The organism is Ruania rhizosphaerae (genome assembly GCF_009805705.1).
In the GTDB taxonomy this organism is placed as follows: Bacteria; Actinomycetota; Actinomycetes; order Actinomycetales; family Beutenbergiaceae; genus Ruania; species Ruania rhizosphaerae.
On the sequence record NZ_VSMB01000001.1, the window covers coordinates 771,007 to 794,389 of the forward strand.

Genomic DNA, 23,383 nt, shown 5'->3' on the forward strand with positions numbered 1-23,383 from the left:
CGCTGCTCGCCACACGCTGGAGCCCACCGTGTCCACCCGATCCCGGGTCCGTTCCACCTCCCCGCACGGCTTCTACGGCTGGCGGATGGTGGCCATCGGAGCGATCGCCCTCGCTGCCACCGGTCCGGGCCAGACGGTGGGTATCTCGCTGTTCATCGACCCGCTTATCGCCGATCTCGGCTTCAGCCGGTCCGCGATCTCCACCGCCTATCTGATCGGCACGCTGATCGGCGCGTTCGCGCTGCCGTGGGTGGGCCGCGCGTTGGACAAGTTCGGCGCCCGCCGCACGATGATGGCGATCGGATTCGTCTTCGGCGCGATCCTCATCGCCCTCTCGTTCGTCACCTCGATCGTGGGGCTCACCTTCGGCTTCGTGGGGATCCGGATGATGGGGCAGGGCGCGCTCACGCTCACCGCCACGACCATGGTGGCGTTGTGGTTCGAACGGCGCCGCGGGTTCGCGATGGGCATCGTCACCGCGATCGGCTCGCTCGGCATTTCCTCCACGCCACTGCTGCTGGAGTCCCTGATCGCCTCCCACGGGTGGCAGCGTGCGTGGATGATCGAGGGCTTCGCGGTGTGGGCCGTGGTGATCCCGTTGGCGATCTTCGCCGTCCGCGACCGGCCGGAGGCCCTCGGTCAACAGGTGGACGGACGGCGTAAGGAGGGTGAGCCGCCCCGACCACCTGCCCGTGGGGCCACCCGGGCACAGGTGGTCCGGCATCCGTTCTTCTGGCTGGTCACGTGTGCCGTCGCCGTCTCGGGCATGCTGGCGACGGCGGTCGCGTTCCACCAGATCAGCCTCCTCACCGCCCGGGGACTCTCGGCGACCGAGGCGGCCGCGAACTTCCTCCCGCAGACCATCGCCGGCCTGGGAATCACCATGGGCGCCGGGATTCTCATGGACCGGTTCGCCTCCCGGTGGATGATCGTCGCCTCGATGTGCACCCTCGCGCTCGCACTGGCCTGGGGTGTGGTGGTCGGGCCCGGGTGGTCCGCGATCGGGTTCGGAATGGCGCTCGGCGCCTCGGGCAGCATGATCCGGGCGGTTGAGGCGGCCGCCTTGCCCCGGGCGTTCGGAACGGTACATCTGGGGTCCATCCGCGGCCTGATGACCTCGGTCAGCGTCGGGGGCTCGGCGCTGGGCCCGCTGCTCTTCGCTGCGGTCTTCGACACCGTCGGCAGCTACGGCCCGGTCCTACTGGCCACCGCGGCGATCCCGATCGCGGTGGCCGTGGCGGCGCTGATCGTGCGGGAACCGGAGCTCGGGATCAGTCGTACGGTCTGAGCGACGAGTGGACGTCTCACAAGGCACGCCGTCGGTGCCGCGTGCTGGGAGGTCAGAATCTCGACCTGTCGAACACCTCCCGCTACCCTGAGTTCGTGTCATTTGCATCCAATCTCGACCGCGCAGCGATCGAGAGCGCGTGCGAACGCTATGGCGTCGCGCGGCTTCGTCTCTTCGGTTCGGTGCTGACCGACCGGTTCGACCCTGCACGCAGTGACGTCGATTTCCTCGTTGACTTCCTTCCGGGTCGTGGCGACCGGTTCAGCGACTACTTCGGTTTGAGGGACGAGTTGTCGAGCATCGTCGGCCGCAACGTCGATCTCGTGGTCACTCGAGCCGTGCGTAACCCCTACTTCCGGGCCTCAGCGCTGCAGAGTGCGCAGGACGTCTATGCAGCCTGAGTCAGCAGCGCACATCTGGGACGCGTCCGACGAACCGGGTCCCGGGGCTCCACGATGCCCTGACACAGCTTCTCGAAGAGGCCGGACCTGCACCGGACGTCCTCGAACACTGAGCCGATGAGGTGGTCGGACAGCGCTCAGATGTCGACCGACGACCCCTTCGGCAGCACCGGCTTCAGCGTGTAGCGCGAGTTCCCCCAGGTCACGTACAGCAGCGGCGCGGCCGCTAGCCCGACGGCGAGGGCGGGGTGGATCACGAAGAGTCCCCCGAGCAGGGCGAACACGGCGAACGACGCCAACGTCAGGTACCAGCGCCGCACGCCCAGGTAGAGGGCGGCCCGCAGCACGTCGCGCAGCCGGGCATCCGGGCGCTCGACGGTCGCGACCAGGGCGAGCAGCGCCGTCGTGGTGGCGAGCAGGAACAGCACCACGAAGAGCGGGGTGAGCACCGCACCCCACGGTGAGCCCCACAGGGCGAGCACATCCACCACGAGCACCACCGCCGTCAGGGACAGGCCGAGGCCGAGCGCCAGACTGCGCCGCAGGTGCCGGGCCCACGCCCGCCAGAACGTGCGGATCACCTCGGTGCCGCGGGTGGTGGAGTAGTGCGTGAAGACGGCGAAGGCAGCGGTGAGTGCGGGCGTGGCGAGCACGCCCGCACCCAGCAGCGCCGGCCAGGAGGTGACCGGGTCGGTGCTGACCAGCAGCACCAGCAGCGGGATCGTGGCGACGAGCAGCATGGCGTTGGTGCCGAGTACCAGGTACCCGACGCCGATCACGGTCTCCCAGGTATCGGCCGAGGGCATGCGTAGCAGGCGACGCCGAGGCGAATTGCCAGTCCGGCCCTTCCTGCTGGCTGTGCCCGCTCTTCCCGCTGCGCCCGCTGCGCCTGCCATGCTCGCCATTGTCAGCCCTTCAGCCCCGCGGTGGCGATGCCTTGGACGAAGTAGCGCTGCCCGAGCATGAAGATCAGCGCGATAGGCAGCACCGAGATCACCGAGCCAGTCATGATCAGCGCGTACTCGGCGTTGTACTGCGAGACGAAGGACTTCAGACCGATCTGGATGGTCCAGATGTCCCGGTCACGCAGGTAGATCAGCGGGCCGAGGTAGTCGTTCCAAGTGTTGACGAACGTCAGCAGCGTCAGCGTGGCCACGGCCGGTCCGGAGAGTGGCAGCACGATCTTGCGCCAGATCGAGTACTCCGAGAGGCCGTCGATACGTGCCGCCTCGGAGAGTTCCTCCGGGATGGACTCGTAGTACTGCTTCATCAGGAACACGCCGAACGCGCTGAACGTCTGCAGCGCGAGGATGGACCACAGCGTGTTCGACAGTCCGACCTTGGACAGCATGATGAACTGCGGGATCATGTACGCCTGCCACGGCACGGCGATGGTGGCCACATAGGTCAGGAACAGCACGTCGCGGCCCGGGAAGCGCAACTTGGAGAAGCCGTAGGCCGCGAAGGACCCCGTGAGTACCTGCAGGAAGGTCACGCTCACCGAGAGGATCAAGGTGTTCTTGACCCAGGTGAGCATGTCGGCCTTGGCCCAGATGTCCAGGTAGTTGCGCCAGACCACCGGGTCCGGCAACCACTGGATCGGCACGGAGAAGACCTGGTTGTTCGTCTTCAGTGAGGAGGTGACCATCCAGAAGAACGGCAGCATGATCGCCGCCGCTGCGATGATCATCGCCACGTACAGGGCGATGCGCGCGGCCAGCTTGCGTCCGCGGCGAGGGTCCTGACGCAGCACCGGAGCAGGGGAGGTGCCCGGGCGGTCGAGTGTCACGGTCGCCATCAGACTTCCTTCCTCTTGTTCAGCAGGAACTGCACGACCGTCAGCCCGAGGCAGATGAAGAACAGCACCACGGCCACCGCGGAGGCGTAGCCGAAGTCGTTCTCCTCGAAGCCCTTGCGGTAGATGTACTGGGCGAGCACGAGCGTGGAGGTGCCCGGTCCGCCGTCGGTCATGACCAGGATCAGGTCCAGCACCTTGAAACTCTGGATCGTCAGAATCACGGTGACGAAGAAGGTCGTGGGCCGCAGGCTCGGCACGGTCACGTTCCAGAACCGCTGGATCGCGTGGGCGCCGTCCACCCGGGCCGCCTCGTAGAGCTCACGCGGGATGGCCTGCAGGCCGGCGAGGAAGAGCAGCATGTAGTAGCCCATCTCGCGCCACACGCTGGTCAGCACCACGGCCGGCATCGACCAGGTGGCCGAAGTGGTCCATCCGGGTGGGTTGTCGATTCCCAGCGCCATCAGGAACTGGTTGATCGGCCCCGAGTCGGGGGAGAAGAGCATGTTCCAGACCACCGCGATCGCCACGATCGAGGTGATGTAGGGGAAGAAGGCGACGGTGCGGAAGAACGCGATCCCGCGCATCTTGTGGTTCAGCAGCAGCGCCAGGCCCAGTGAGACCGCCAGGGTCAGCGGGATGTGCAGCACCGCGTAGTAGCCGGTGTTGATGAGCGCGGTGTGGAACGTGCCGTCGGTGAGCAGCCGCTGGAAGTTCTCCAGGCCGATCCAGTTCGCCTGCCCGAACGCGTTCCAGGACGTGAAGGCCAGGTAGAACAAGGTGATCACCGGCACGAGCGTCAGCACCGCGAAGCCGATGAAGTTCGGGAGGATGAAGGTCCACCCGATGAAGGTGTTGCGCAGCGTCAACCGACTGCGGTTCCGGCGCGGTGGGGGTGCCGGTGCAGCGGGGGCGTCCACGGCTGTCGTCGCCATGGTTCTCCTCCTCGATCAAGGGTACCGGCCGGCCCGTGATGGGCCGGCCGGTACCGGGAAACTAGCGTGGATCAGCCAAGAACCTCGGACTGAGCCCGGTCCATCGCCTCGGCGATGCCATCGGCCGGGGACACCGTGCCGGACAGGATGGCCGAGTGGGCGTCACTGAGGATGTTCTGCAGCGTCGCAGTGTCGGCCGAGACCGGGTTCTCCGGACGGACGTCGTGCGTGGAGAACGCGAACTGCGAGAGCTCGTCGGTCGGAACACCCTCGATCGAGAAGTAGGTCTCGGTCACGCCGTCGTTGGTGATGGCGGGGGTGATGCCGATCTCGGCGAGCGCCGACGCGGCGTCCTCGCTGGCGACGAACGCCAGGAAGTCCTTCGCGGCGGCAGCCACGTCAGCGTCCACGGCCGGGTTGATGCCGATACCGGTCGGGTCGGCGAAGGTCACCGGGTTCTCGGTGGTGCTGGCGTCCAGTTGCGGCGCCGGAGCGAAGCCCCAGTTGAACTCTTCGGCGTCGCCGCTGTCCTGCTGGGCGAGCAGCGTGGCCACGTACCAGGAGCCCATCGGCATCATCGCGGCCTGCTGGGTGCCGAACTGGGACTGGTAGGTCACCGAGTTAGTGGTCACAGCGCCGAAGTCCATCTGGGCGCCTGCATCCTGCAGCTCGACGATGCGCTCGTACCACGGCACGAGGTACTCCCACTCACCGGAGAGCACATCGGCGTCCGGGTCCTGTGCGTTGGCGAAGCCCTGCAGGGTGGACTGCCAGCTGTGCTGGTAGGTGCCCAGTGCGTCTCCGCCGAGTGCCTCCGTCAGCTCCTCGGCCGTGGCGGCGTAGTCATCCCACGTCCACGACCCGTCCGGGTAGTCGATCCCGGCCTGGTCGAAGAGGTCCTTGTTGTAGTACAGGTACCAGGCGTCCTGGCGGTAGGGGATGGCGTAGGTGGCGCCGTCCACCGTGTAGGCGTCCACACCGTTCACCTCGTCACTGACCTCGATGTCGGACAGGTCGAGCAACTGCCCACCGTCCTCGTAGGTGACGAAGTTCTTCAGGTTCTTCAGCACGTACATGTCCGGTGCCGAACCCGCCGCCAGGTCGGCGATCATCTGGGTGTCGTACTCGGTGGCGTCGTACTCCTGCAGCTCCACGGTGACGTCCGGGTTCTGCTCGTTGTAGGCGTCGGCCAGCACCTGGAACTCCGGGGTGGTGGCCAGGCTCCAGCCGGCGAGGGTGATGGTGTCTACGTTGGAGGCGTCGCCTGTGTCGCCGCCTCCTCCGGCGGTGTCGTCGCCGCCACTGCAGGCGGTCAGGGTCAGTGCTGCGGCAGCCAGGGCGGCTGCGCCGGTCAGCATGGTGCGCTTCATTGCGTGATCCTCTCCTTGAGGTCTCGTGCCCGGATGGGCGTGGGTGTGTCCTTCGTGGTGTCCGTGGGCACCGCGCCAATGTCGACGACGGTGCCGGAGCCGTCCGCCCACTCGATCCGGGCGGACAACCCGGCGTGGAGATGGACGAAGGGAGGCGGCGGCAGCAGCTCGCTACCGGCCAGACCGAGCGCGAGGGCGTACCAGCCCGGCGCCGGTGCAGTCCTGAGGATCCCGACGCATGTGTGCGCGCCGAGGGGAGTGGCGTCGTCGTGGTGCTCGGTGCGCGCCACCGTCCACCCGTGTAGGCCGAGCAGGGCGGCCTCGTGGGTCTGGCTGCGTAGCAGATTCCCGACGGCGGAGCCCGGCTGGGCCTGCCCGCTCGCCTTCGGCTCGGGCACGGTATCGATCACGACACCGGAGTCGTCGGACAGCGCCCAGCCGCCTGCTTCGAGCGCGACCGCCTCGGAGGACGGGGAGGCGAGGTGGACCAGGCGCACCTCCCAGGCTCCGTGCAGCACGGAGATGGTGGTGAGGGTGCCGGCATCGATGGCCTCCCCCTGGGCGCCGGATCCGTGCAGCTGCTGCTGTTCGGCGGGGCGCAGCCAGTGCGCGCGGGCCCGAGAGGCGGCGAGGGTGGTCGCAGTGGCGGTGTTCTCCACCGGGAGGGTGGTCATCCCGCTGCGGTGGCTGCGACGGCCGGAACCGTCGGTGACCACCACGGACTGGTCGGCCGGGTTCTGCCAGGCGTCGGCGTGCAGCAGCGGGAAGGTGGCGGTGGAGTAGGCCAGGCGCGCGTAGAGGGGAGAGTCTCCCCCGGCGGATCCGGTGAGGGCATGGTCGGTGCCGTGGTTGGCCAGCCGCACGACGCCGTCGGCGGTGGTGCCACTGACCACCCACGCGGGGGCGGCGATCGTGCGAACCGTGTCCTCCTGCTCGTGCGGGAGGAGGTGCTCCGGGGCGGCCCACACCGGGTGCCCGGCCGGGAGGGCGAGCCCGAGCAGGCCCTTGCTCGCCCAGTACGGGGAGCCGGTGCCGGAGTAGGACTGGGCGAGTGAGCGCCATGGGCGGTGCCAGCCCAGGTCCAGCAGCCCGCGCTCGTTCGGCACGTGCTGGGCGAAGTGATCCACCACACCGAGTGCGGCCCGCCGCAGCGTCCCGAGCGGGACTGAGGGCACATCGGCGATCGCGCCCGCCCAGAACGGGCCGGCGGCTGCAAAGCGGTAGATGAGGCTGCGGCCCTGGATGAGGGGTGAGCCGTCGGCGCCGATCAGGTGCACGGCGTCGGCGAGGAACCGATCCAGGCGCTCGCGGTCGACTTCCAGGCGCGGCTCGGCGATATCTCGGGCAGCGGCCATGCGTGCCCACAACGTGGGGTACAGGTGCATGGCCCAGCCGATGTAGTGGTCGTAGGAGCGTTCGTCGCCGTCGCGGTACCAGCCCTCGCGCTCGTAGAACTCCTCGTGCAGAGCAAGGTCGGCGTGGATGTCGTCGAGGCGGTGTGGTCCGCCGACCGATCGCAGGAACGTCTCCACGGTGATGCGGAACCACAGCCAGTTGCAGCGCGGGTAGGTCTCGTCGCCGACGACCTCAGCGAGGTAGGCCACCACCTGCTCCTGCACGCGAGGATCGAGGGTGTCCCACAGCCACGGCCGGGTCATGTCCAAGATGAGCGCGAGCGAGGCAGCCTCGACCTTGGCCTGCGGGTGTTCGGTGGGGCGGACCCAGCGTTCGGGGTGGCCGGGGTCTGTCCCGGCGGCCAGGCCGCGGGCGTACGGCTCGAGGCGGGCGCCGTCGTCGTGGCCATCGCCTGCGGCCCGGAAACCGGCGGCGAGGAACGTACGGGCGAAACCCTCGAGGCCGTCCACGGCCGTGCCGTATCCGCCTGGGGTCCCCGGGAGCGTGATCAGGGAGCCGGCCGGAGAACGGTAGGGCTCGACGGCGGCCAGCAGCTGGTCGGCGAAGGCCACCAGTTCCTCGCGGGTGCGGACGCGGGTGCCCATCAGGCGCTCACCGCCGCGGTCTCGTCGGTGACCGCGCCGGGCAGCGGCCGGCCGGCGATCAGGGCCTCGAGGCCGTCGAGCGCGAACTGCGCCAGGCGCCGGGTCTCGGTGCCCAGTGAGCCGGCCAGGTGCGGGGTGACGGTGACGTTCGGCAGGTCGAGCAGCGGGTGCTGCGCGGAGAGCGGTTCGGGGTCGGTGACGTCGAGGATCGCGTCGAGCCTGCCGGCGGTGCATTCGGCGAGCAGTGCGTCGTGGTCCATCAGGGCGCCCCGGGCGGTGTTGATGATCGTGGCGCCGTCGGGGAGCAGGGCCAGCTCGGCCGCGCCGATCATGTTCCGGGTGGCCGGCAGCAGCGGGGCGTGGAGCGAGAGGATATCCGCGCGGGCCAGGACCTCGGGCAGGGGGAGCAGCTCACCGCCGAGCCGGCGGACCTCGGCCGGGTCGGCGAACGGGTCGGCGACCAGGATCGGGCCGTGATCGAGGACGCGCAGCAGGTCGAGAACGCGGCGGCCGATCTTCGACAGCCCCACGATGCCGATCGTGCGTCCGTAGTTCGAGAGGGCGTCGTCGTCGAAGGAGGTCTCCCACGTGCCGGGGTGGATCCGGCCCTGCGCCGCGAGCGGGAGGGCGCGCTTGCCGGCAAGGATGATCGCCGCGAGCGTGTACTCGGCCACGGGCACGGCGTTCATCTCCGCTGCCGATGCCACGGCGATGCCCCGGGTGTGCACGCTCGCGGGCACGAGTCCGCGGACGCTGCCGGCCGCGTGGATGATCGAGCGGAGCCGAGGGGCGGAATCCAGCTGGGCGTCAGTGATCGGCGGGCATCCCCACGAGGTGAGGAGCACCTCGGTCTCGGCCAGTCGGGTAGCGGACATGGCGGCGATACTGTCCGTGCAGATCGGATCGCTGAGAATGGCCAGGTCAGTGAGGCGCTGGAGTTCGGCGGGCCCGAACTGTCGCTGGAACGTCGCCGGTGCCATCACCGCAGCGGTGAGGGGGCGGATGGTCGCCACGGCAACTCCTTTGGGTCCTGTGCGAGCGAAATGTCGAACCGATCGAAAAACGATCAAAACAACCTAGTACGATCGGATACAGTAAGTTCGATCAATGCGGGTGTCAACCGACGTCGGTAGCGGCTGCCAACCAGCCTGGCTCTGCTGATCGGGGCTCTAGGCTGACCAATCAGGACGGTGAAGGATCGTGGCGAGGGATGTGATGGCGCAGACGTCGAACGAGGGACGGCGACCTCCGGTGGGGTCACGTCAGGCGGAGGTGCTGGCCGCTGTCTCCGACCGGGGCACGGTGCGCGTGACTGAGCTGGCAGCCGAGCTCGGGGTCACCCCGGTGACCGTGCGGCGCGCCGTCTCCGAGCTGGCCGACGCCGGACTGGTGCGTCGCGTGCACGGGGGAGCGACCGCCGTCGGGCCCCGCCTCTCCGGACGGACCTCCGGGCCAGCCGGCGCTACGGTCGGGATGCTCGTCCCCTCGCTCGACTACTACTGGCCCGACGTCGCGCGCGGCGCCGAGGAGGAGGCCAAGCGCCTCGGACTGCGGGTGACGCTGCGGGGTTCGGTCTACCAGGCACCGGATGAGCGCGTCGATCTGCAACGGCTCATCGACGCCGGGGCCGACGGGCTGCTCATCGCGCCGACGCTCGACGGCGCCGGTGGTGACCTGATGCGGGAGTGGCTCGCCGACGCTCCGGTACCGGTCGTGCTCATGGAACGCACCGCGTCGGTGGGGTCGGTGCAGCGCACCGTGGAGTCGGTGATCACCGATCATGGCGACGGGACCGCCATGGCCGTGCACCATCTTGTGGGGCTGGGGCACCGGCTGGTCGGGGTGGCACTGAGCCAGGACTCCCCGCACGCGCCGCGACTGCACACCGATTGGCTCGCCGCCTGTGCTGAACATGGGCTCGACCCGGCGTCGGTGGTGGACTGGCGCATCCCGGATCGGCGCGAGCCCGGCTTCGATCCGGCGATCGATGCGATCATCGACGATGTGGTGGCGACCGGCACGACAGCCTTGCTCGTGCACTCCGACCCGGAGGCGATCCGGCTGATCCAGCGTGCGGAGGAGCGTGGGCTGAGAGTGCCCGGTGACCTCTCGATCGTCTCCTACGACGATCAGGTGGCCGCGATGTCGGCTCCTGCACTGACCGCGGTGCGTCCGCCCCGGCGCACGATCGGGCGCACGGCCGTGGGGCTGCTCGCGGCGCGGATGGCCGATGCCGGTCGGCCCGTGCACCGGGTCATGGTGAGCCCGACGCTGATGGTGCGGGATTCGAGCGGGCCGCCGCGGGTCTAGGGCGGGCGTGGGCCGGTCGGGCTGCACCTGTGGTGTGGCGCCGCTGGCCCTCAGGGTGGCCTCAGTGTCGCGGCAGGGCTGAGATTCGACATCCAGGCCACCCTCGTCAGCCCCAAGCCTCTCGTGCCAGGCTCCCCGGACACAGGTTCCGGGTGCGGACTCACTTTCCATGCGCGGACATAGGCCGGAACGTGGGCCGGTGCCTGGAAGTTCGGTCGGCGCCGTGGAGATCAGTCCGGGTGGGCGATGTCGACCACCACGCGGTAGGGGTCGGTCAGGGAGAAGACGCGGAAGTCGGCGCGCTCGTGGCCGACGCCGAGATGGAGCAGGTGCGTGCCGCCCGTCGGTTCTTGGTAGTCGATCTCGGTGATGGCGGTTCCGGGAGCGTCGATCTCGGGTGTCTCGGCCCAGACTCCGTCGTCAGAGATGCGCGGGGTGCCGCCGATGATGGAGACCGCGAGGATGTCTTCGCCGGTGATGGGGATCTCCTCGCCGCTACCCTCCGCGCCCGCGCACTCGACATAGGCCGCATATAGTCCCGGCTCGCCGGTGTAGCCATGGGGGTTGGTGTACTCGGCGACGAACCGGTCGAACCCGTCGTGCTCCGCGGTCCGGACCACCGTGAGCCCGTAGGCGCTTTCGCTGTGCTCCTGGATCTGACTGGCATAGTCGTAAGGCACGAACTCGCCCGGCTCGGGTCTCGGCAGCGACCAGTCCCAGTCGTCGGCGTAGGTGAGTCCGTCTCTGCACCCGGAGTCCGAGTCATCGGGAGTCAGACCTGGTGTGCGCGAATCAGCGGACTCCGGCTCCGCAGGTTCGGAGGATTCGCCCGGTGCGACCGACGCGTCCGGCTCACTCGCAGTCGTCGGTGCTGCACTCGATGTGCCGGTGCCTGCCGAGGGTGAGGAGTCGTCCGATCCCGTGCAGCCAGCAACCAGTGCTGCGGCTGCGGCGGCAGAGGCGACGAGCCCCACTCCGCGCGTGCCAATCCCCTTCGGCCGACCCCACATGGTCCCCAACGCTAGGCCGCTACGTCTGACCTGTCGACCGCTGCGCCGATCTTGCCGACCCGGCTCCAGGCATGGACCCACACGGAGCGCAACCTTGGGTCGCGAGCGATCACCGCTTCATGTTCGCCCGTTCCCCTGGCCCGGATGCCCCGGTCCCCACGTACCAGGGCCGGGCGTGAGGGTGGCCTAGGTGTCGTCGCAGAGCCGAGATTCGACATCCAGGCCACCCTCGTCGGGGTCCCTGGACACAGGTCCCCGCTGCCGACCGACCTTCCGGGCGCGGACAGAGGCGGCCCCCCAGGTCGGTGCCTGGAAGGTGTGTCGGTGGGGCGACGTGGACTGGAGTTGCCCGCTCTATTCCGGCTCGTCCGTCGGCGCCAGGTACTCGATCTGCGGCACCTCATGGGTGCCGGCGTGATGCACCGACACCCCCGCCAACCGTGCACCCTCGCCCAGGCAGGTCACGCGCAGCCGCTGCGCGGTCACCGGCGGGTGAGCGTGCAGCCGACGATGCCCGATCGTCCCGCCCTCGGCCAGCAGCACGTCACCGTCGAGCTCGTCGCCCTCCACACTCACCCGGTGCGCCACCACCCGCTGCCCGTCGCCCAGCTCCTCCGCCAGGTCGAGGTGATCGAAGGTCACGGGGGCGTCGAAGTGGACCTGCCAGACGCCGTCGGCAACCTGCTCGCACACACCAGGCACAGGTGAGCCGAAACGGCGATCCAGCGCGGCGCGGAGCTCGCGCAGGCGCGCCACATCGGCGTCGTCGATCAGGCCGCGCGTATCCGGTGGCACGTTCAGCAGCAGGTTCGCGCCCAGTCCCACCGACCGGTAGTAGATCGCCAGCAGGTGCTCCACGCTCTTCGGCGCGTCATCGGCCGCCCAGAACCAGCCGCGCCGGATCGAGACGTCCGCCTCCGGCGGCACGTACCGGGACTCGCCCAGGGCGACGACCGTGTCCGTGTAGTTGTCCAGACTGGCGCTGTCGACGGCGTACCGCACCGGGTCGGCAGCGAGCCCGTCCTCGTTTCCGATCCACCGGATCGTCGGGGTGCCCATGTTGAAGACCATTGCGCCCGGCTGCAGCTCGGCCACGAGCGCCATGATCGCGTCCCAGTCGTAACTGCGGCCCGCGGAACCGGCGCCGTCGAACCACAGCTCCACGAGTTCGCCGTAGTTCGTGCACAGTTCGCGCAGCTGGGCCAGGTAGAGCGCGTCGTAGGCCTCGGGGTCCGGGTACTCCGGTGCATGCCGGTCCCACGGGGAGAGGTACAGACCGAGACCGATCCCCTCGGCGCGGCACGCCTGCGCCACCTCCGCGACCAGATCGCCCTGGCCACCCCGCCACGGTGAGGACGCCACCGAGTAGTCGGTGGTGGCCGTGGGCCACAGGCAGAACCCGTCGTGGTGCTTGGCGGTCAGCACCACGTACCGGGCCCCTGCCTCCTTCGCCACACGCACCCACTGCCGGGCGTCGAGCTGGGTGGGAGCGAAGGAGGAGGCGGCCAGCGTGCCGTCGCTCCACTCCTTGCCGGCGAAGGTGTTGACACCCACATGGAAGAAGACGCCGAACTCGAGACGCTGCCACGCGAGCTGGGCGGCTGAGGGCCGCGGGACGGGGGAGGGATGGTCGGTTGTCACCGGCGTAGTCCAGCATGGTCGGTATGGATCGCGCACATCTGGAGAAGCAGCTCGCCACCCACGTCGGCGCCGACGCCATCCCAGGCCTGACCTGGTACGTCCGCGACGGAGACCAGGTCCTCACCGGAGCGCTCGGTCACCGTGACCTCGAAGCCACCGCACGGATCGATACCGATGAGGTGTTCCGCATCGCCTCGATGACCAAACCGGTGACGGCGGCCCTCGCCCTGATGCTGGTGGCCGACGGTGCCGTAGGGCTCACTGACCCTGTGGACGCCCACCTCCCGGAGCTCGCCGACCGGCGGGTACTGCGCCATCCCCACGCCGAGATCGACGACACGGTGCCCGCCGATCGGCCGATCACCCTGGCCGACCTGCTCACCAACACCAGTGGCTGGGGGATGGACTTCACCGACTTCAGCCCCACCCCGCTCGATGCCGCGTGGGCAGCGCGGGGGATCGTGGCCGGACCACCGGCACCTGCCGGGGTGCTCTCGACGGAAGCCTGGCTCACGGCCGCGGCCGACCTGCCGCTTCGGCACCAGCCGGGGGAACGCTGGCTGTACAACACGCCCTCCCTCGTCACGGGCCTCTTCATCGAGCGCGTCACGGGCTCCAGATTGGGTGAGGTGATGGCCGAACGGATCTTCGAACCCCTCGGGATGACTGACACCGGCTTCTGGATACCACCCCAGACCCAGCGCCGGTTCGGAGCCTGCTTCGGTGCGGGCACCGACGTCTACGATCCCGCCGACGGTCAGTGGGCCGCGATCCCACCGCGTGAGGGTGGTGACGCCGGACTGGTCTCCACGGTGAGCGACTACGGGAGGTTCGCCGATCTGATCCGCGCAGGGGGCGCCGTCGGGGATCGCCAGCTGATCCCGCGAGAACTCGTGCGCGCGATGACCACGAATCAGCTACGCGACCACGTCCTCGCCCGCGGGGGACCGGACCCGGACGGAACGGGCTGGGGGTACGGCTGCGAGGTGCGTACCACCCGGGCCCCGAGCGGCCTGGCTGCGGGAGCCTACGGTTGGAACGGTGGGCTGGGATCGCGCTGGTTCACCGACCCGGCCAGAGATCGCACCGGGATCCTACTGACGAACCGGATGTGGAGCTCACCCCAGATCCCACCGGTGTTCAGCGAGTTCGAAGCGATCGTGATGGCGGGCTAGGTTCCGGCCGCCAGCTGCGGCGCGCCCGGTCCCGTCAGTAGCCCGTCTCCGACCGGGCGGCCGGAGACAGCCATCAGCAGGTCGACCGGGCGGCCCGTGACCTCCGGGCCAGTTCCCCAGGTCTGGTCGGTCGCGGCGTCGACGAGGCGCACACCCTGGGCGCGCTCGCGGCCACCGCCGAAGGAGACCTTGGTGCGGAGCTGGTAGTCCAGGGCTTCGTGGATAGCGGCGCTGGGGTAGGTTGCCTCGATTCCCAGCGGACGGCGGATGTCCTCGCCGTGCACGATCGCCTCCACGAGCCGGGTGGCTCGGTGCGCGGGCGGAGTCCGCTGCAGGGGGCCGGCCTCGCGGAATGCGGCCAGTGTCTGGCTGGGGTCGGCGTGCCGGTAGCGCAGGACCCCGTTCTCATTGGCCCGGTCGAAGTCACCCTTCGCGCGCACCATCGACCAGGCGAAGGCGAGACGTCCGGTGAGCGCCGTCTCGAGCAGGTGGGCCAGCACGTCGTGCACGCTCCAGCCTTCGCACAGGGACGGTGTCGCCCACCGGGGAGCCGGTAGTGCGGAGAGGTCGTCCGCGAGCTGCGCCCGCTCCTCGTGCACCAGTCGCCAGATCTCGCTCGTGCTCAGTCCCATCAAGCCCACCTCGGCTACCCGTTCCATGGTTACTACGACAACAGTAGCGCATGCTACAAAACAAGTAGTTACGTCATGCGAAGGATGGTGAGCGAGGTGTATCTCTGCGCGGATTACGACGGCGTCCCCACGGCGCGCGTGAACCGGCTCGCCCAGGTGCGCATCACTTCACGTACCTGGGCCGGTTCCACCGAGAGGATCTCGCCACCGGTGTGGGCCAGGGCAAAGGCCATCCACTCCGGGTTGATTCCCTCGGCATGCACCCGGCACCGGCCCGGCCCGGACTCGGTGACGTCGAACCAGCGCCCGATCCGCTCGCGCACCTGATCGGCGTCCGCAGCAATCTCGGCGCTCACCTCGGGGCCGCGGCTTCCGCGGCGCAGCCCGGCACGGACATAGGCTGCGGCGTCGCCCCCGGGAACCTCGCGCGGGCGGAAGCGGACGCCCGTGGGAGACGGTTCGCGCACCCGGTCCAGGCGGAAGCTGCGCCAGTCGGCACGGTCGAGGTCGTAGCCGAGGAGGTAGTAACGCCGGCCCACCGTGACCAGGCGCACGGGTTCTACGTGCCGTTCGGTGGCCTCGCCGGAAGCGCTGGAGTAGCCGAAGCGTACCCGTTCGGCATCCCGGCACGCCTGGGCGAATGCCACGAGCGTTCCGGGGTCGGTCGCCTCACCCGCGGCAGCCTCCGGCCGGAGGGAGTCGGTCGATGCCCCGATCGCCTCCACCTGGCGCCGAAGGCGTTTCGGCAGCACCGGGACCACGGTGGCCAGTGCTCGCACCGATGCCTCCGCCACATTCGCCAGCCCCGAGTGTGCCGCGGACTGCAAACCCACTACGAGCGCGACGGCCTCGTCATCGTCGAGTACCAGCGGCGGCATCGCCGCGCCGGGAGCGAGCTGGTAGCCACCACCCACGCCGCGGTCGGCCTGGACCGGGTAGCCCAGATCCCGGAGCCGGTCGATATCGCGCCGCAGGGTGCGGATCGACACCTCGAGCCGGTCGGCCAGGTCGTCCCCGGACCAGTACCGGTGGGTCTGCAGCAGCGATAGCAGGCGGAGCGTGCGCGAACTCGTGCTCATGGACCCACCCTTCCTCCGATAGCGGTCAGAAACTGACACTAATGCCTTCTAGCGTGGAGATACCAGCCACAAGAGGCGGCCTGCGGCCGCCGGACGAAGGGAACACGTCATGACCGAGTCGACCATGGCCACCGTCACCACCGAACTGACCGGCGAGCGCGGCGATCTGCTGCACTCGCTGACCAACGCCAGGCACTTCCTGCGCTTCACCGCACGCGACCTCACCGACGACCAGGCCCGCACCCGGACCACGGTGAGCGAGCTGACGATCGGCGGGCTGATCAAGCACGTGAGCGCCGCCGAGTTGAATTGGCGTGAGTTCGTGCTCCGAGGCCGGGCCGCGATGCCGTGGGACGGGATCGATTTCGAGTCCCTCCCGGCCGAAGCGTTCGAGGACTGGGCCGGAGAGTTCCGCCTGCTCCCCGAGGAGACGCTTGCCGGCGTGCTGGACCGGTATGCCGAGATCGCCGCACGCACCGACGAGGTGCTTGCCGAGACCGACCTCGATCTGGTTCAGGAGCTTCCGCAGGCACCCTGGTTCACCGACACGGAGTGGTCGAACCGGCGCGTGTTGCTGCACATCATCGCCGAGACCGCCCAACACGCCGGCCACGCTGACATCATCCGGGAGTCGCTCGACGGGGCGAAGAGCATGGGATAGATCTGCCAGACTCGCCTGCGTGAGTCAGCCAGATCGCCGCGGGATGCTGTCGACGACGGCGCAGGTTGCCGGGCTCGTCGCTGTGGTGTCGGTGCCGGCGGCGGTCGTGGCGCTCACGCCGCTGGCACCGGCAGTGGCGCTGCTCTTCGTCGGTGTGGTGCCGGCGTTCCTGGCCCTGCCACACGGCCGGCGTGCGGCAGTTGTCGGCGTGATCGCCACGAGCGCGTTGGTCGGTGCGGTGGAGCTCGTGAAGCCCTGGCCGTTGGCCGCCGCGGCGCTGATGGTGCTGGTGGGAGTCGTCGTGGGCGCGACCGCCGCCCGTGGTTGGCAGAACACTGCGGCGATCAGCGCAGGGTGGCCCGCGACCCTCCTGATCGCGGCCCCGTTCCGCGTCGAGGGCCTGGCGTGGCTCGCCGACGGGCCGTGGCCGGTCCTGGCACCGATCGGCCTCTCGCTGCTCGGTGGGGCGTGGACGATCCTGATCGGCTCGCTGTTCCTGACCGGAGTACCTGCTTCTCCGCTCGAGGCGCTGGACGGGCGTACCGCTGCCCGCTACGGGGCGGGACTCGCGTTCCTGCTCGGGCTTGCGGCGTACCTGACGGCTACCTGGTTCCCGGGCACGATGGCCGGCTGGGTGTTGCTCACCATCCTCGTGACCGTCCGCCCGGGGGCGAGCGAGACGAAGCGACGGCTGCTGGCCCGCTCCGCCGGGACGATCGCCGGTGGAACCGCTGCGGCGCTGCTTGCCTTGGTACTGCCGATCCCGATGATTCTTGTTCTCGCCGGGTTGGTGGCGATGATCGTCTCCATCGCAATCCAGCTTCGGGGCGTGCACTACGCCTGGTACGTCACGGTCCTCACTGCGGGTGTGGTTCTGCTCAATGCGCGCGGGGAGAACGTGCTCCCGGTGGAGCTGCAGCGCGTCGGCTCCACCGCGCTCGGGGCAGTGCTGATCGTGGCGCTGATCCTCGTGGCGGAGACGGCGCTGCGAGCGCGGCCGTTTCGCTTGAACCACCGCAGACCCGACATACGCCGTCAGTAGGCCGGTCTGCCGAACCGGGCCCAGACGGGTGCTGACCCCCTAGCGCACCCCGGTCACGCCCAGCGAGGACGTGATCTGCTTCTGGAAGATCACGAACAACGTCACCAGCGGTGCGATCGCGATCGTGGTGGCCGCCATCACCAGCGTCCAGTTCCCGGCGTACTGCGTCTGCAGCGCCGCAGTGGCCACGGTGATCACATTCCACTCCTCGGCCGGGGCGATGATCAGCGGCCAGAGGAAGTTGTTCCACTGCGTGACCACGGTGATGAGCAGCAGCGTGGCCAGGATCGGCTTGTTCATCGGCACCATGATCTGCCAGAGGCGCCGCCAGACCCCGGCACCGTCGATGGTCGCAGCGTCCAGCACATCCGCGGGGGTGGAGCGGAAGTTCTCCCGGAGCAGGAAGATCGCGTAGGGGGAGCCGAACAGGAACGGCAGCACCAGGCCGAGGAAGGTGTTCTTCAGGCCCAGCGAGGTCATCATCGAGTACAGCGGGATGATCGTCACCACCGCCGGGATCATCAGCGTGGCCACATACACCCAGAACAGCGTGTCCCGGCCAGGGAAGTCGAGCTGGGCGAAGGCATAGGCGGCCAGGATTGAACACAGCATCTGCCCGAACACCAGCACCAGCACCACCTGCGCGGTCACCGCGATCGGCACCACGAAGTTGTACTGCTCGGAGAACAGGCTGGTGAAGTTCTCCGTGGTGACCGGGTCCGGCAGGCTCACCGGCCACGTGGTGTTGAACTGCCGCGGGGTCTTGAGCGAGGTGAGCAGCGAGAACAGGAACGGCCCGAGCATCAGGGCAGCACCTGCGAGGAGGAAGGCGTACGTCAACGCGTTCGCGAGCAGGCGGGAAGCCCGAGCCGACGGCGTCCGGCGGGTTCGGGTGGGTGAGGTGACAGTGGCCATGGGCTGCTCCGTCATGACATGTCGTAGGTGATCCGGCGCCGGAAGTAGCGCTGCTGGATGAGGGTGATCGCGACGAGCACCAAGAACAGCACGACCGCCATCGCCGCTGCGCGGCCCAGGCGGAGGTTGACGAACGCCTCGTCATAGATCCGGCTGGCGATCACATCGGTGCGGAAGGCCGGGCCTCCCCGGGTCATCGCGTAGATGGAGTCGAACACCTGGAACGAGGCGATCACGGAGGTGACCGTCACGAAGAACATCGTCGGGCGCAGCAGCGGTAGCGTGATCGAGCGCAGGATGCGCGCGGCGGCAGCACCGTCCAGCTTGGCCGCCTCGTATACCGCCACCGGGATCTGCTGCAGCCCGGCCAGGAAGAACAGCGAGATGTAGCCCACCGTGGTCCACACCTGCACGAACACCACGGCCGGGAGCGCGAGCTGCGGGTCGGTGAGCCATTCGACCCGCCGCCCGATCAGGGCGTTCAGCACCCCGTAGGAGGGGTCGAGGATCCACTTCCACACCACACCCAGGGCCAACGGTGCGCTCACCCATGGCAAGACGTAGAGCACGCGCAACCAGCTCGTGCCTGGCAGGCCACGGTTGATGGCGATCGCCAGCAGCAGGCCCAGTGCGATCGCCGTCGGGATGGACAGCAGTGTGAACACTGCAGTGACCCACAGTGAGTTGGCGAAGCGCTCGGAGGTGAGCAGGTACGCGTAGTTCTCCAGGCCTACCCACTCCGGAGCGGAGATCAGATCCCACTCCATGAAGGACATCCCCAGCACCACCAGCACCGGCAGCAGCAGGAAGCCGCCGACTCCGACGAAGCTGGGCAGCAGCAGCGCATACGCCGCTCGTGCCTCGTGCCGCCGTCGTGCGTTCACCCGCGCTCCGTTCCATGACCTCTGCGGGTGACCTTAGCCTCGATCCACCGATCGGTGAGGTTCGATGAGCCGAATCTCGTGTCGTTCGCGGGTCTGGTCCCGTTGATGGGCCTGGCCCGGAGGCGGGCTTGCGTGAGCTCGGTGATGAGCACTTGAGCGTGCCCACGGACAAGAGCGCCAAGGCCGGTTTGAAACTGACCAGCCTGGTGGCTGGCATGGCCGCTGGGGTGGACAGTATTGATGACATGGCGTGGTGCGCCACGGGGCGATGAGCAGGCTCTTCGAGCGTCCGCATGCTCCCTCGACACTGGGCCAGTTCCTGCGCTCGTTCACCTTCGGTCACGTCCGCCAGGGCGACGCGGTCGCTTCCCGGTTCCTACTCAACCTCGCTCAAGGCACCGGCCTGCTCGGCGACGCCACCGCGACCGGGACGGTGATGGTCGATCTCGATGACACCATCATCGAGGTCCACGGGCATGCCAAACAGGGCGCCTCCTTCGGCTACTCCGGTGTCCGTGGACTCAACGCCCTGCTCGGGACCATCTCAGCCGAAGGGCCCAGCGGCTTCGCACCAGTGATCGCCGCCGGTCGGCTGCGCAAGGGCAGCGTCGGCTCCCCACGCGGGGCCACCCGCCTAGCCAGCGATGCTCTCGCCTGGTGGGCCGCACTCACCTGGCCGGGCGGGAAGTGCTGGTGCGCGCGGACGCAGCGTTCTACTCGGCCACCCTGGTCACCAAGGTCCTGGCCGCCGGCGCGAACGTCTCAATCACCGCAAGGCCGTCACACACGCCATCAGCTCCATCAGTGACCAGGCGTGGACGCCGATCAGGTCCACCGCCGCCACACGATCATCAAGAACGTCAACGCTGACCTGAAGGCATCTGCCCTGGCGCACATGCCCTCCGGGAAGTTCACCGCGAACGCCGCCTGGCTCATCTGTGCCGTCATGGCCTTCAACCTCACCCGCGCCGCAACCACGTTGACCAAGACGCACTCCCTGGTCAGAGCCCGGGCCGCCACCATCCGACGTAAGCCCATCACCATCCCCGCCAGGATCGACCTCCGCGAGACGACTACGCCTGCACCTACCTCACCGGACGGTCGCGGCGCGTTGGGGTTGCAGGTTGTTCATGCACCCGACTGTGGACCCGCGGAGGCACCATTTCGCGCCCGTCCCTGGACGGGCGCCCCCGGTTTTCGGTGTTTCCGCTGGTCAGGAGGGCGTCCCTCCATTGGTCCAAGTCTGTGTCAATGGAGCAGGGGTACGCGGTCGACCTTGACGTCGTTCGTGGCTTGGACGACATCGACCTTGGAGAGCTTCAGGAGTCGCTGGCCGAGGCTGTCGGGTTGGGCGATTCCCACCAGCAGGTGGCGAGCATCGACGGGACAGCCCAGTGTGGCCGCTAGGGCTGCCGCGGCTTCGAGTGCGTCCTTGGCATGAGGCGCGAAGGCCCGTCGGGAGCCGGGCGCAGTGTTGCCGCGCCGGATCGCCTTGACGACCAAACGCCGTGCCCGGGTCAGGCTGGCGCGGCTTGTAGGGGTCGAGTTCGGGTGCGGTGGAGGCGATGATGCCGAGGTTGAGGTGCTCGGCGCCGATGAAGTTGTGTCCGAGGAGCTCGGCCTCGTGGTCGGCGGTGGCGATGACCGTTCGGGCTGCCTCGGTGAAGCGTTCGAAGTCTGGCCATGGCTGTTCGGTCGCCGGGCCGTCATCGGAAGCGCCCACCGGATAGTGGGTGTTGATCTGGCTGGTGGTCGCCGCGAGCAGGGGATCAGCTGTTCGACCACTGGATGCGGTTCGATCCCGCTGCTACGAGGTGCTGGATGACCTCCGTGTCCTCGAGGAGGGCGTGGAGCAGGTGTCCAGCCGAGATGCAGTTCGCGCCGCCGTCGATCGCGGCCCTGAGCGCGGCTTCGAACGCAGCCCGGGTGCTGGGGACGAACGGTAGCGAGCGTCCGTCGGGACCACCATCGCCGCCGCTCCGGGTGGCGGGGCTGTACCCGTTGGCTATCAGAGCGTCTGCTGAGTCGTGGGGCCCGCTGATAGCGAGCCCGTCCAGCAGATGCAGCGGTGAGATTGTTGTATCCCCCGATGAGGCCGCGGTTCGCTCGACGTGCGGGGACGGTGGCGCGGCGTCCGCAGACGGCCGCGCCACCGCCGGTGGTCAGCCCCACTTGATGCCGCAGTTCGGGCACTTCTTGAATGCACCCTGGTTGCCGACTGTGATGCCGCAGCCGCGGCACACGTAGCGCAGCGCGTGGCTGGCGCGGGTGATGATCGATCCCATGGTTGGTCCCTCCTCCCTGCGATTGGTGTCACGGACAGGTGTTGGCCTACGTACCAATAGGTACTGATCCCGACATGACCGGAACGGCCCTCCAGGAGCGCATCGAGGAACCCTGCGGGAGCGGTCCGGCGCTGAGGTCACGCCGCAACCCGCGTGCCTGGCGCGACCGGGCGGCCAGAAGTGCTGGGGTTGGTGCCGCCACGGTTCGGTCCGGGCGGTACGGGATCGGATCCGCGAAGGTGAGTTTGAGTTGGGTCACCGTGCTTGCTGCCCGCCGCAGTGCGCGCGACAGATTCGCGTACCCGTTGACGACCTGGACGTGCACGCCGCGCGCTCGGAGCTCGAGCGTGAGCCCCTCGAAGGCTCCGTCGCCGGATGCGATGACCACACGGTCGTACCGGTCGGCGACGTGATCGACGTCGACGTTATCGATGAGGATGGACTCCCCGCCGTCCCTGCCGTCGCGGACAAGCACTCGGGCGCCTTCGCCCGACAAGGCGGGGATGGCCCCACGCAAGAACCGCCTGCTGGAGCCGATCCAGAATTGGTCCGAACTGGTCGTCGCGACGTTCGTTCGATACACCGTCCACATGTAGCGGACGTCGTCCGCCCTCATGTTCGGGCCGCCGCCCACGTTCTCGGCGTCGATGAGATGGAGGGCGCGGCCTCCGAAGCCAGGGACGCGAGTGCGAATCTTGCGATTGCGGGCCATTTCGATCTCCCTTGGTCTGTAGTGCCGGATGCTCTACAAACCGATCCCGATAAACGGGGGGCGCATCACGTGGTCGCTTCCTCCACGGCCTTCGGTGGCTCGCTCGGCTCCCGAACCGGCTCGCGGTAGCCCTCTTTGCGCTTCGCCAGCCAGGCATCCACGGCGGACTGTTGGTCCCTAGGGGGCTTCGGCAGCTCAGCGGGCTCGGGCTGAGTCTCGTCGAGGCGCTGTTGCAGGTCGACGACCCCGATCGGGCTGAGTTTGGAGTACGCCGCGAGTTCGTGCCGGCTCCGCGACTCGATACCCGCTACAACGTGCTCGCCAACCCGACCGAGCTGCCGGGATCGTCTGCCTCGATCGTGGAAGTCGACCTTGAGGGAGAATGGCGCCGTCACGAGTCCATCGCGGGTCATCGACGCTGCTGCGGTCAGGTTGGGCAGGCGCACGAGGTCCTGCGCCGGCCACCCCATCAGGCGGGTCGATGCCCGCTGGGCGGATTGAAGGCCGGAACGCAGCGAGACGAACGTGCCCGTGTTGGACTCGACCGCATCGGCAAGTTGTGGTGAGAGCTGGCCGAGGTGCTGGGTCGCGACAACCACGGCGACCCCGAACTTCCTCGCTTCGGCGAGTAACCGCGGCAAAGGACCGTAGGAGAGCAGGTGAGCCTCATCGACGATGATCACGTGGGTGTGGTCTCTGTTCTTGCGCTCTCCGAGCGCGGCCCAATGCTTGAGCAGATAGGCGGCGCCGATCGCGCGTGCCGCTGTCTGTCCGAGCTCGTGCGATCCCAAGTCGATCAGGAGCGATTCTCCGCGGTCCATTGCGCTCGGGATGTCGATGGCGTCGGGACCGCACCCGAGGATCCAGCGGATCGCCTCGCTCGACAGGAGCTCCTGAAACTTCGACGCTCCCCAAGATGCCAGCTCGGTCGCCTCGTTGCGGGGGAGGTTGACGTACTCGCTCTCGAGTTGCAACGACAACTCGGGCGCGGTCTCTCGGGTCGCTCGCGCGAGCCGCTGCACGAGCTTCGGGCTGCCGGATATGTGCGCGACGCTGACGATGTTGGCGTCCTCTCCGATCGCCGCGACCAGGTTGAGCGCGATGAGTGTGAAGTATCGCCGCCACCGTGGGCCTACGAAGCCTTCCTGTTTCGGGTCGAGCGCCTGCTGCGTCATCTCAGCGAACAAGCCGACCTGAACCGCACTGGGTTCGGTGGAGACTCCTGAGCTTGGAAGCGAGGATGGAGTC

General features: G+C 68.6%; 22 protein-coding genes and 1 pseudogene. 7 read left to right on the forward strand and 16 right to left on the reverse strand.

The annotated features are described in order from the left end of the window. The first annotated feature begins 28 nt into the window (after positions 1-28). A complete protein-coding gene (locus FV560_RS03400; RefSeq protein ID WP_159619242.1) occupies positions 29-1,288 on the forward strand; it encodes an MFS transporter in 1,260 nt (419 codons plus the stop codon). A gap of 95 nt (positions 1,289-1,383) precedes the next feature. Next, complete coding sequence (locus FV560_RS03405) at positions 1,384-1,689, forward strand: nucleotidyltransferase family protein (protein WP_159619244.1); 306 nt, start codon at positions 1,384-1,386, stop codon at positions 1,687-1,689. A gap of 137 nt (positions 1,690-1,826) precedes the next feature. On the opposite strand, the gene FV560_RS03410 is transcribed toward FV560_RS03405, so the two are convergent. The 6 genes from FV560_RS03410 to FV560_RS03435 all read right to left on the reverse strand — a co-directional run bounded on the left by FV560_RS03410 (position 1,827) and on the right by FV560_RS03435 (position 8,802). Continuing rightward, positions 1,827-2,495, reverse strand: a complete 669-nt coding sequence (locus FV560_RS03410) for a DUF624 domain-containing protein (RefSeq protein WP_159619246.1) — start codon at positions 2,493-2,495, stop codon at positions 1,827-1,829. A gap of 101 nt (positions 2,496-2,596) precedes the next feature. Further along, entirely contained in the window at positions 2,597-3,487 is an 891-nt protein-coding gene (locus FV560_RS03415) for a carbohydrate ABC transporter permease (protein WP_159619248.1), read from the reverse strand. After that, the gene (locus FV560_RS03420; RefSeq protein WP_159619250.1) at positions 3,487-4,419 is read right to left on the reverse strand and encodes a carbohydrate ABC transporter permease; all 933 of its coding nucleotides are present in this window, start codon (positions 4,417-4,419) and stop codon (positions 3,487-3,489) included. Before FV560_RS03420 ends, FV560_RS03415 begins: the two co-directional genes overlap by 1 nt. 71 nt (positions 4,420-4,490) lie before the next feature. Continuing rightward, entirely contained in the window at positions 4,491-5,789 is a 1,299-nt protein-coding gene (locus tag FV560_RS03425; protein ID WP_159619252.1) for an ABC transporter substrate-binding protein, read from the reverse strand. Then, positions 5,786-7,789, reverse strand: a complete 2,004-nt coding sequence (locus FV560_RS03430; RefSeq protein WP_159619254.1) for a DUF2264 domain-containing protein — start codon at positions 7,787-7,789, stop codon at positions 5,786-5,788. The genes FV560_RS03425 and FV560_RS03430 overlap by 4 nt, the downstream gene beginning before the upstream one ends. Continuing rightward, positions 7,789-8,802, reverse strand: a complete 1,014-nt coding sequence (locus FV560_RS03435) for a hydroxyacid dehydrogenase (RefSeq protein ID WP_235019889.1) — start codon at positions 8,800-8,802, stop codon at positions 7,789-7,791. Before FV560_RS03435 ends, FV560_RS03430 begins: the two co-directional genes overlap by 1 nt. A gap of 202 nt (positions 8,803-9,004) precedes the next feature. Between FV560_RS03435 and FV560_RS03440 the strand changes: the two genes are divergently transcribed. After that, positions 9,005-10,099, forward strand: a complete 1,095-nt coding sequence (locus FV560_RS03440) for a LacI family DNA-binding transcriptional regulator (protein WP_159619256.1) — start codon at positions 9,005-9,007, stop codon at positions 10,097-10,099. A 230-nt stretch (positions 10,100-10,329) separates the two neighbouring features. On the opposite strand, the gene FV560_RS03445 is transcribed toward FV560_RS03440, so the two are convergent. Together FV560_RS03445 and FV560_RS03450 are read right to left on the reverse strand one after the other, a co-directional pair. After that, positions 10,330-11,109, reverse strand: coding sequence for an AMIN-like domain-containing (lipo)protein (locus FV560_RS03445; protein ID WP_159619258.1), 780 nt, complete (start codon positions 11,107-11,109; stop codon positions 10,330-10,332). 354 nt (positions 11,110-11,463) lie between these two features. Continuing rightward, positions 11,464-12,750 carry an alpha-L-fucosidase gene (locus FV560_RS03450; RefSeq protein WP_159619260.1) on the reverse strand — a complete coding sequence of 429 codons (1,287 nt, stop codon included), beginning with the start codon at positions 12,748-12,750 and terminating at the stop codon, positions 11,464-11,466. Between the two features lie 23 nt (positions 12,751-12,773). Here FV560_RS03450 and FV560_RS03455 point away from each other — a divergent pair, with 23 nt between their 5' ends. Beyond that, on the forward strand, positions 12,774-13,925 hold the full coding sequence (locus tag FV560_RS03455) for a serine hydrolase domain-containing protein (RefSeq protein WP_159619262.1): 1,152 nt from the start codon (positions 12,774-12,776) through the stop codon (positions 13,923-13,925). Here FV560_RS03455 and FV560_RS03460 read toward each other — a convergent pair. Further along, positions 13,922-14,557, reverse strand: a complete 636-nt coding sequence (locus FV560_RS03460; RefSeq protein ID WP_159619263.1) for a maleylpyruvate isomerase family mycothiol-dependent enzyme — start codon at positions 14,555-14,557, stop codon at positions 13,922-13,924. The genes FV560_RS03455 and FV560_RS03460 overlap by 4 nt on opposite strands. 113 nt (positions 14,558-14,670) lie before the next feature. After that, on the reverse strand, positions 14,671-15,636 hold the full coding sequence (locus tag FV560_RS03465; RefSeq protein WP_159619265.1) for a helix-turn-helix transcriptional regulator: 966 nt from the start codon (positions 15,634-15,636) through the stop codon (positions 14,671-14,673). A gap of 109 nt (positions 15,637-15,745) precedes the next feature. On the opposite strand from FV560_RS03465, the gene FV560_RS03470 reads away from it, so the two are divergent. Both FV560_RS03470 and FV560_RS03475 read left to right on the forward strand, forming a co-directional pair. Then, on the forward strand, positions 15,746-16,297 hold the full coding sequence (locus FV560_RS03470) for a DinB family protein (protein ID WP_159619267.1): 552 nt from the start codon (positions 15,746-15,748) through the stop codon (positions 16,295-16,297). Positions 16,298-16,316: 19 nt separating this feature from the next. Continuing rightward, a complete protein-coding gene (locus tag FV560_RS03475; RefSeq protein WP_159619269.1) occupies positions 16,317-17,339 on the forward strand; it encodes an FUSC family protein in 1,023 nt (340 codons plus the stop codon). Between the two features lie 39 nt (positions 17,340-17,378). Here FV560_RS03475 and FV560_RS03480 read toward each other — a convergent pair whose 3' ends face one another. After that, positions 17,379-18,254, reverse strand: coding sequence for a carbohydrate ABC transporter permease (locus FV560_RS03480; protein ID WP_200837507.1), 876 nt, complete (start codon positions 18,252-18,254; stop codon positions 17,379-17,381). An 11-nt stretch (positions 18,255-18,265) separates the two neighbouring features. After that, complete coding sequence (locus tag FV560_RS03485; protein WP_159619273.1) at positions 18,266-19,138, reverse strand: carbohydrate ABC transporter permease; 873 nt, start codon at positions 19,136-19,138, stop codon at positions 18,266-18,268. A 21-nt stretch (positions 19,139-19,159) separates the two neighbouring features. Between FV560_RS03485 and FV560_RS03490 the strand changes: the two are divergent. After that, a pseudogene (locus FV560_RS03490) lies at positions 19,160-20,274 on the forward strand (transposase family protein); the annotation flags it as partial. 112 nt (positions 20,275-20,386) lie between these two features. Here FV560_RS03490 and FV560_RS20255 read toward each other — a convergent pair. From FV560_RS20255 to FV560_RS03500, 4 genes are all read right to left on the reverse strand, one after another. Next, positions 20,387-20,641, reverse strand: a complete 255-nt coding sequence (locus FV560_RS20255; RefSeq protein ID WP_235019906.1) for a hypothetical protein — start codon at positions 20,639-20,641, stop codon at positions 20,387-20,389. A gap of 659 nt (positions 20,642-21,300) precedes the next feature. After that, a complete protein-coding gene (locus tag FV560_RS20485; protein ID WP_275401877.1) occupies positions 21,301-21,423 on the reverse strand; it encodes a hypothetical protein in 123 nt (40 codons plus the stop codon). A 46-nt stretch (positions 21,424-21,469) separates the two neighbouring features. After that, positions 21,470-22,135: an NYN domain-containing protein gene (locus FV560_RS03495; protein ID WP_159619275.1), complete on the reverse strand. Its 666-nt coding sequence runs from the start codon at positions 22,133-22,135 to the stop codon at positions 21,470-21,472. A gap of 65 nt (positions 22,136-22,200) precedes the next feature. After that, on the reverse strand, positions 22,201-23,383 hold a 1,183-nt coding region (locus tag FV560_RS03500; protein ID WP_235019890.1), incomplete at its 5' end, for a type IV secretory system conjugative DNA transfer family protein.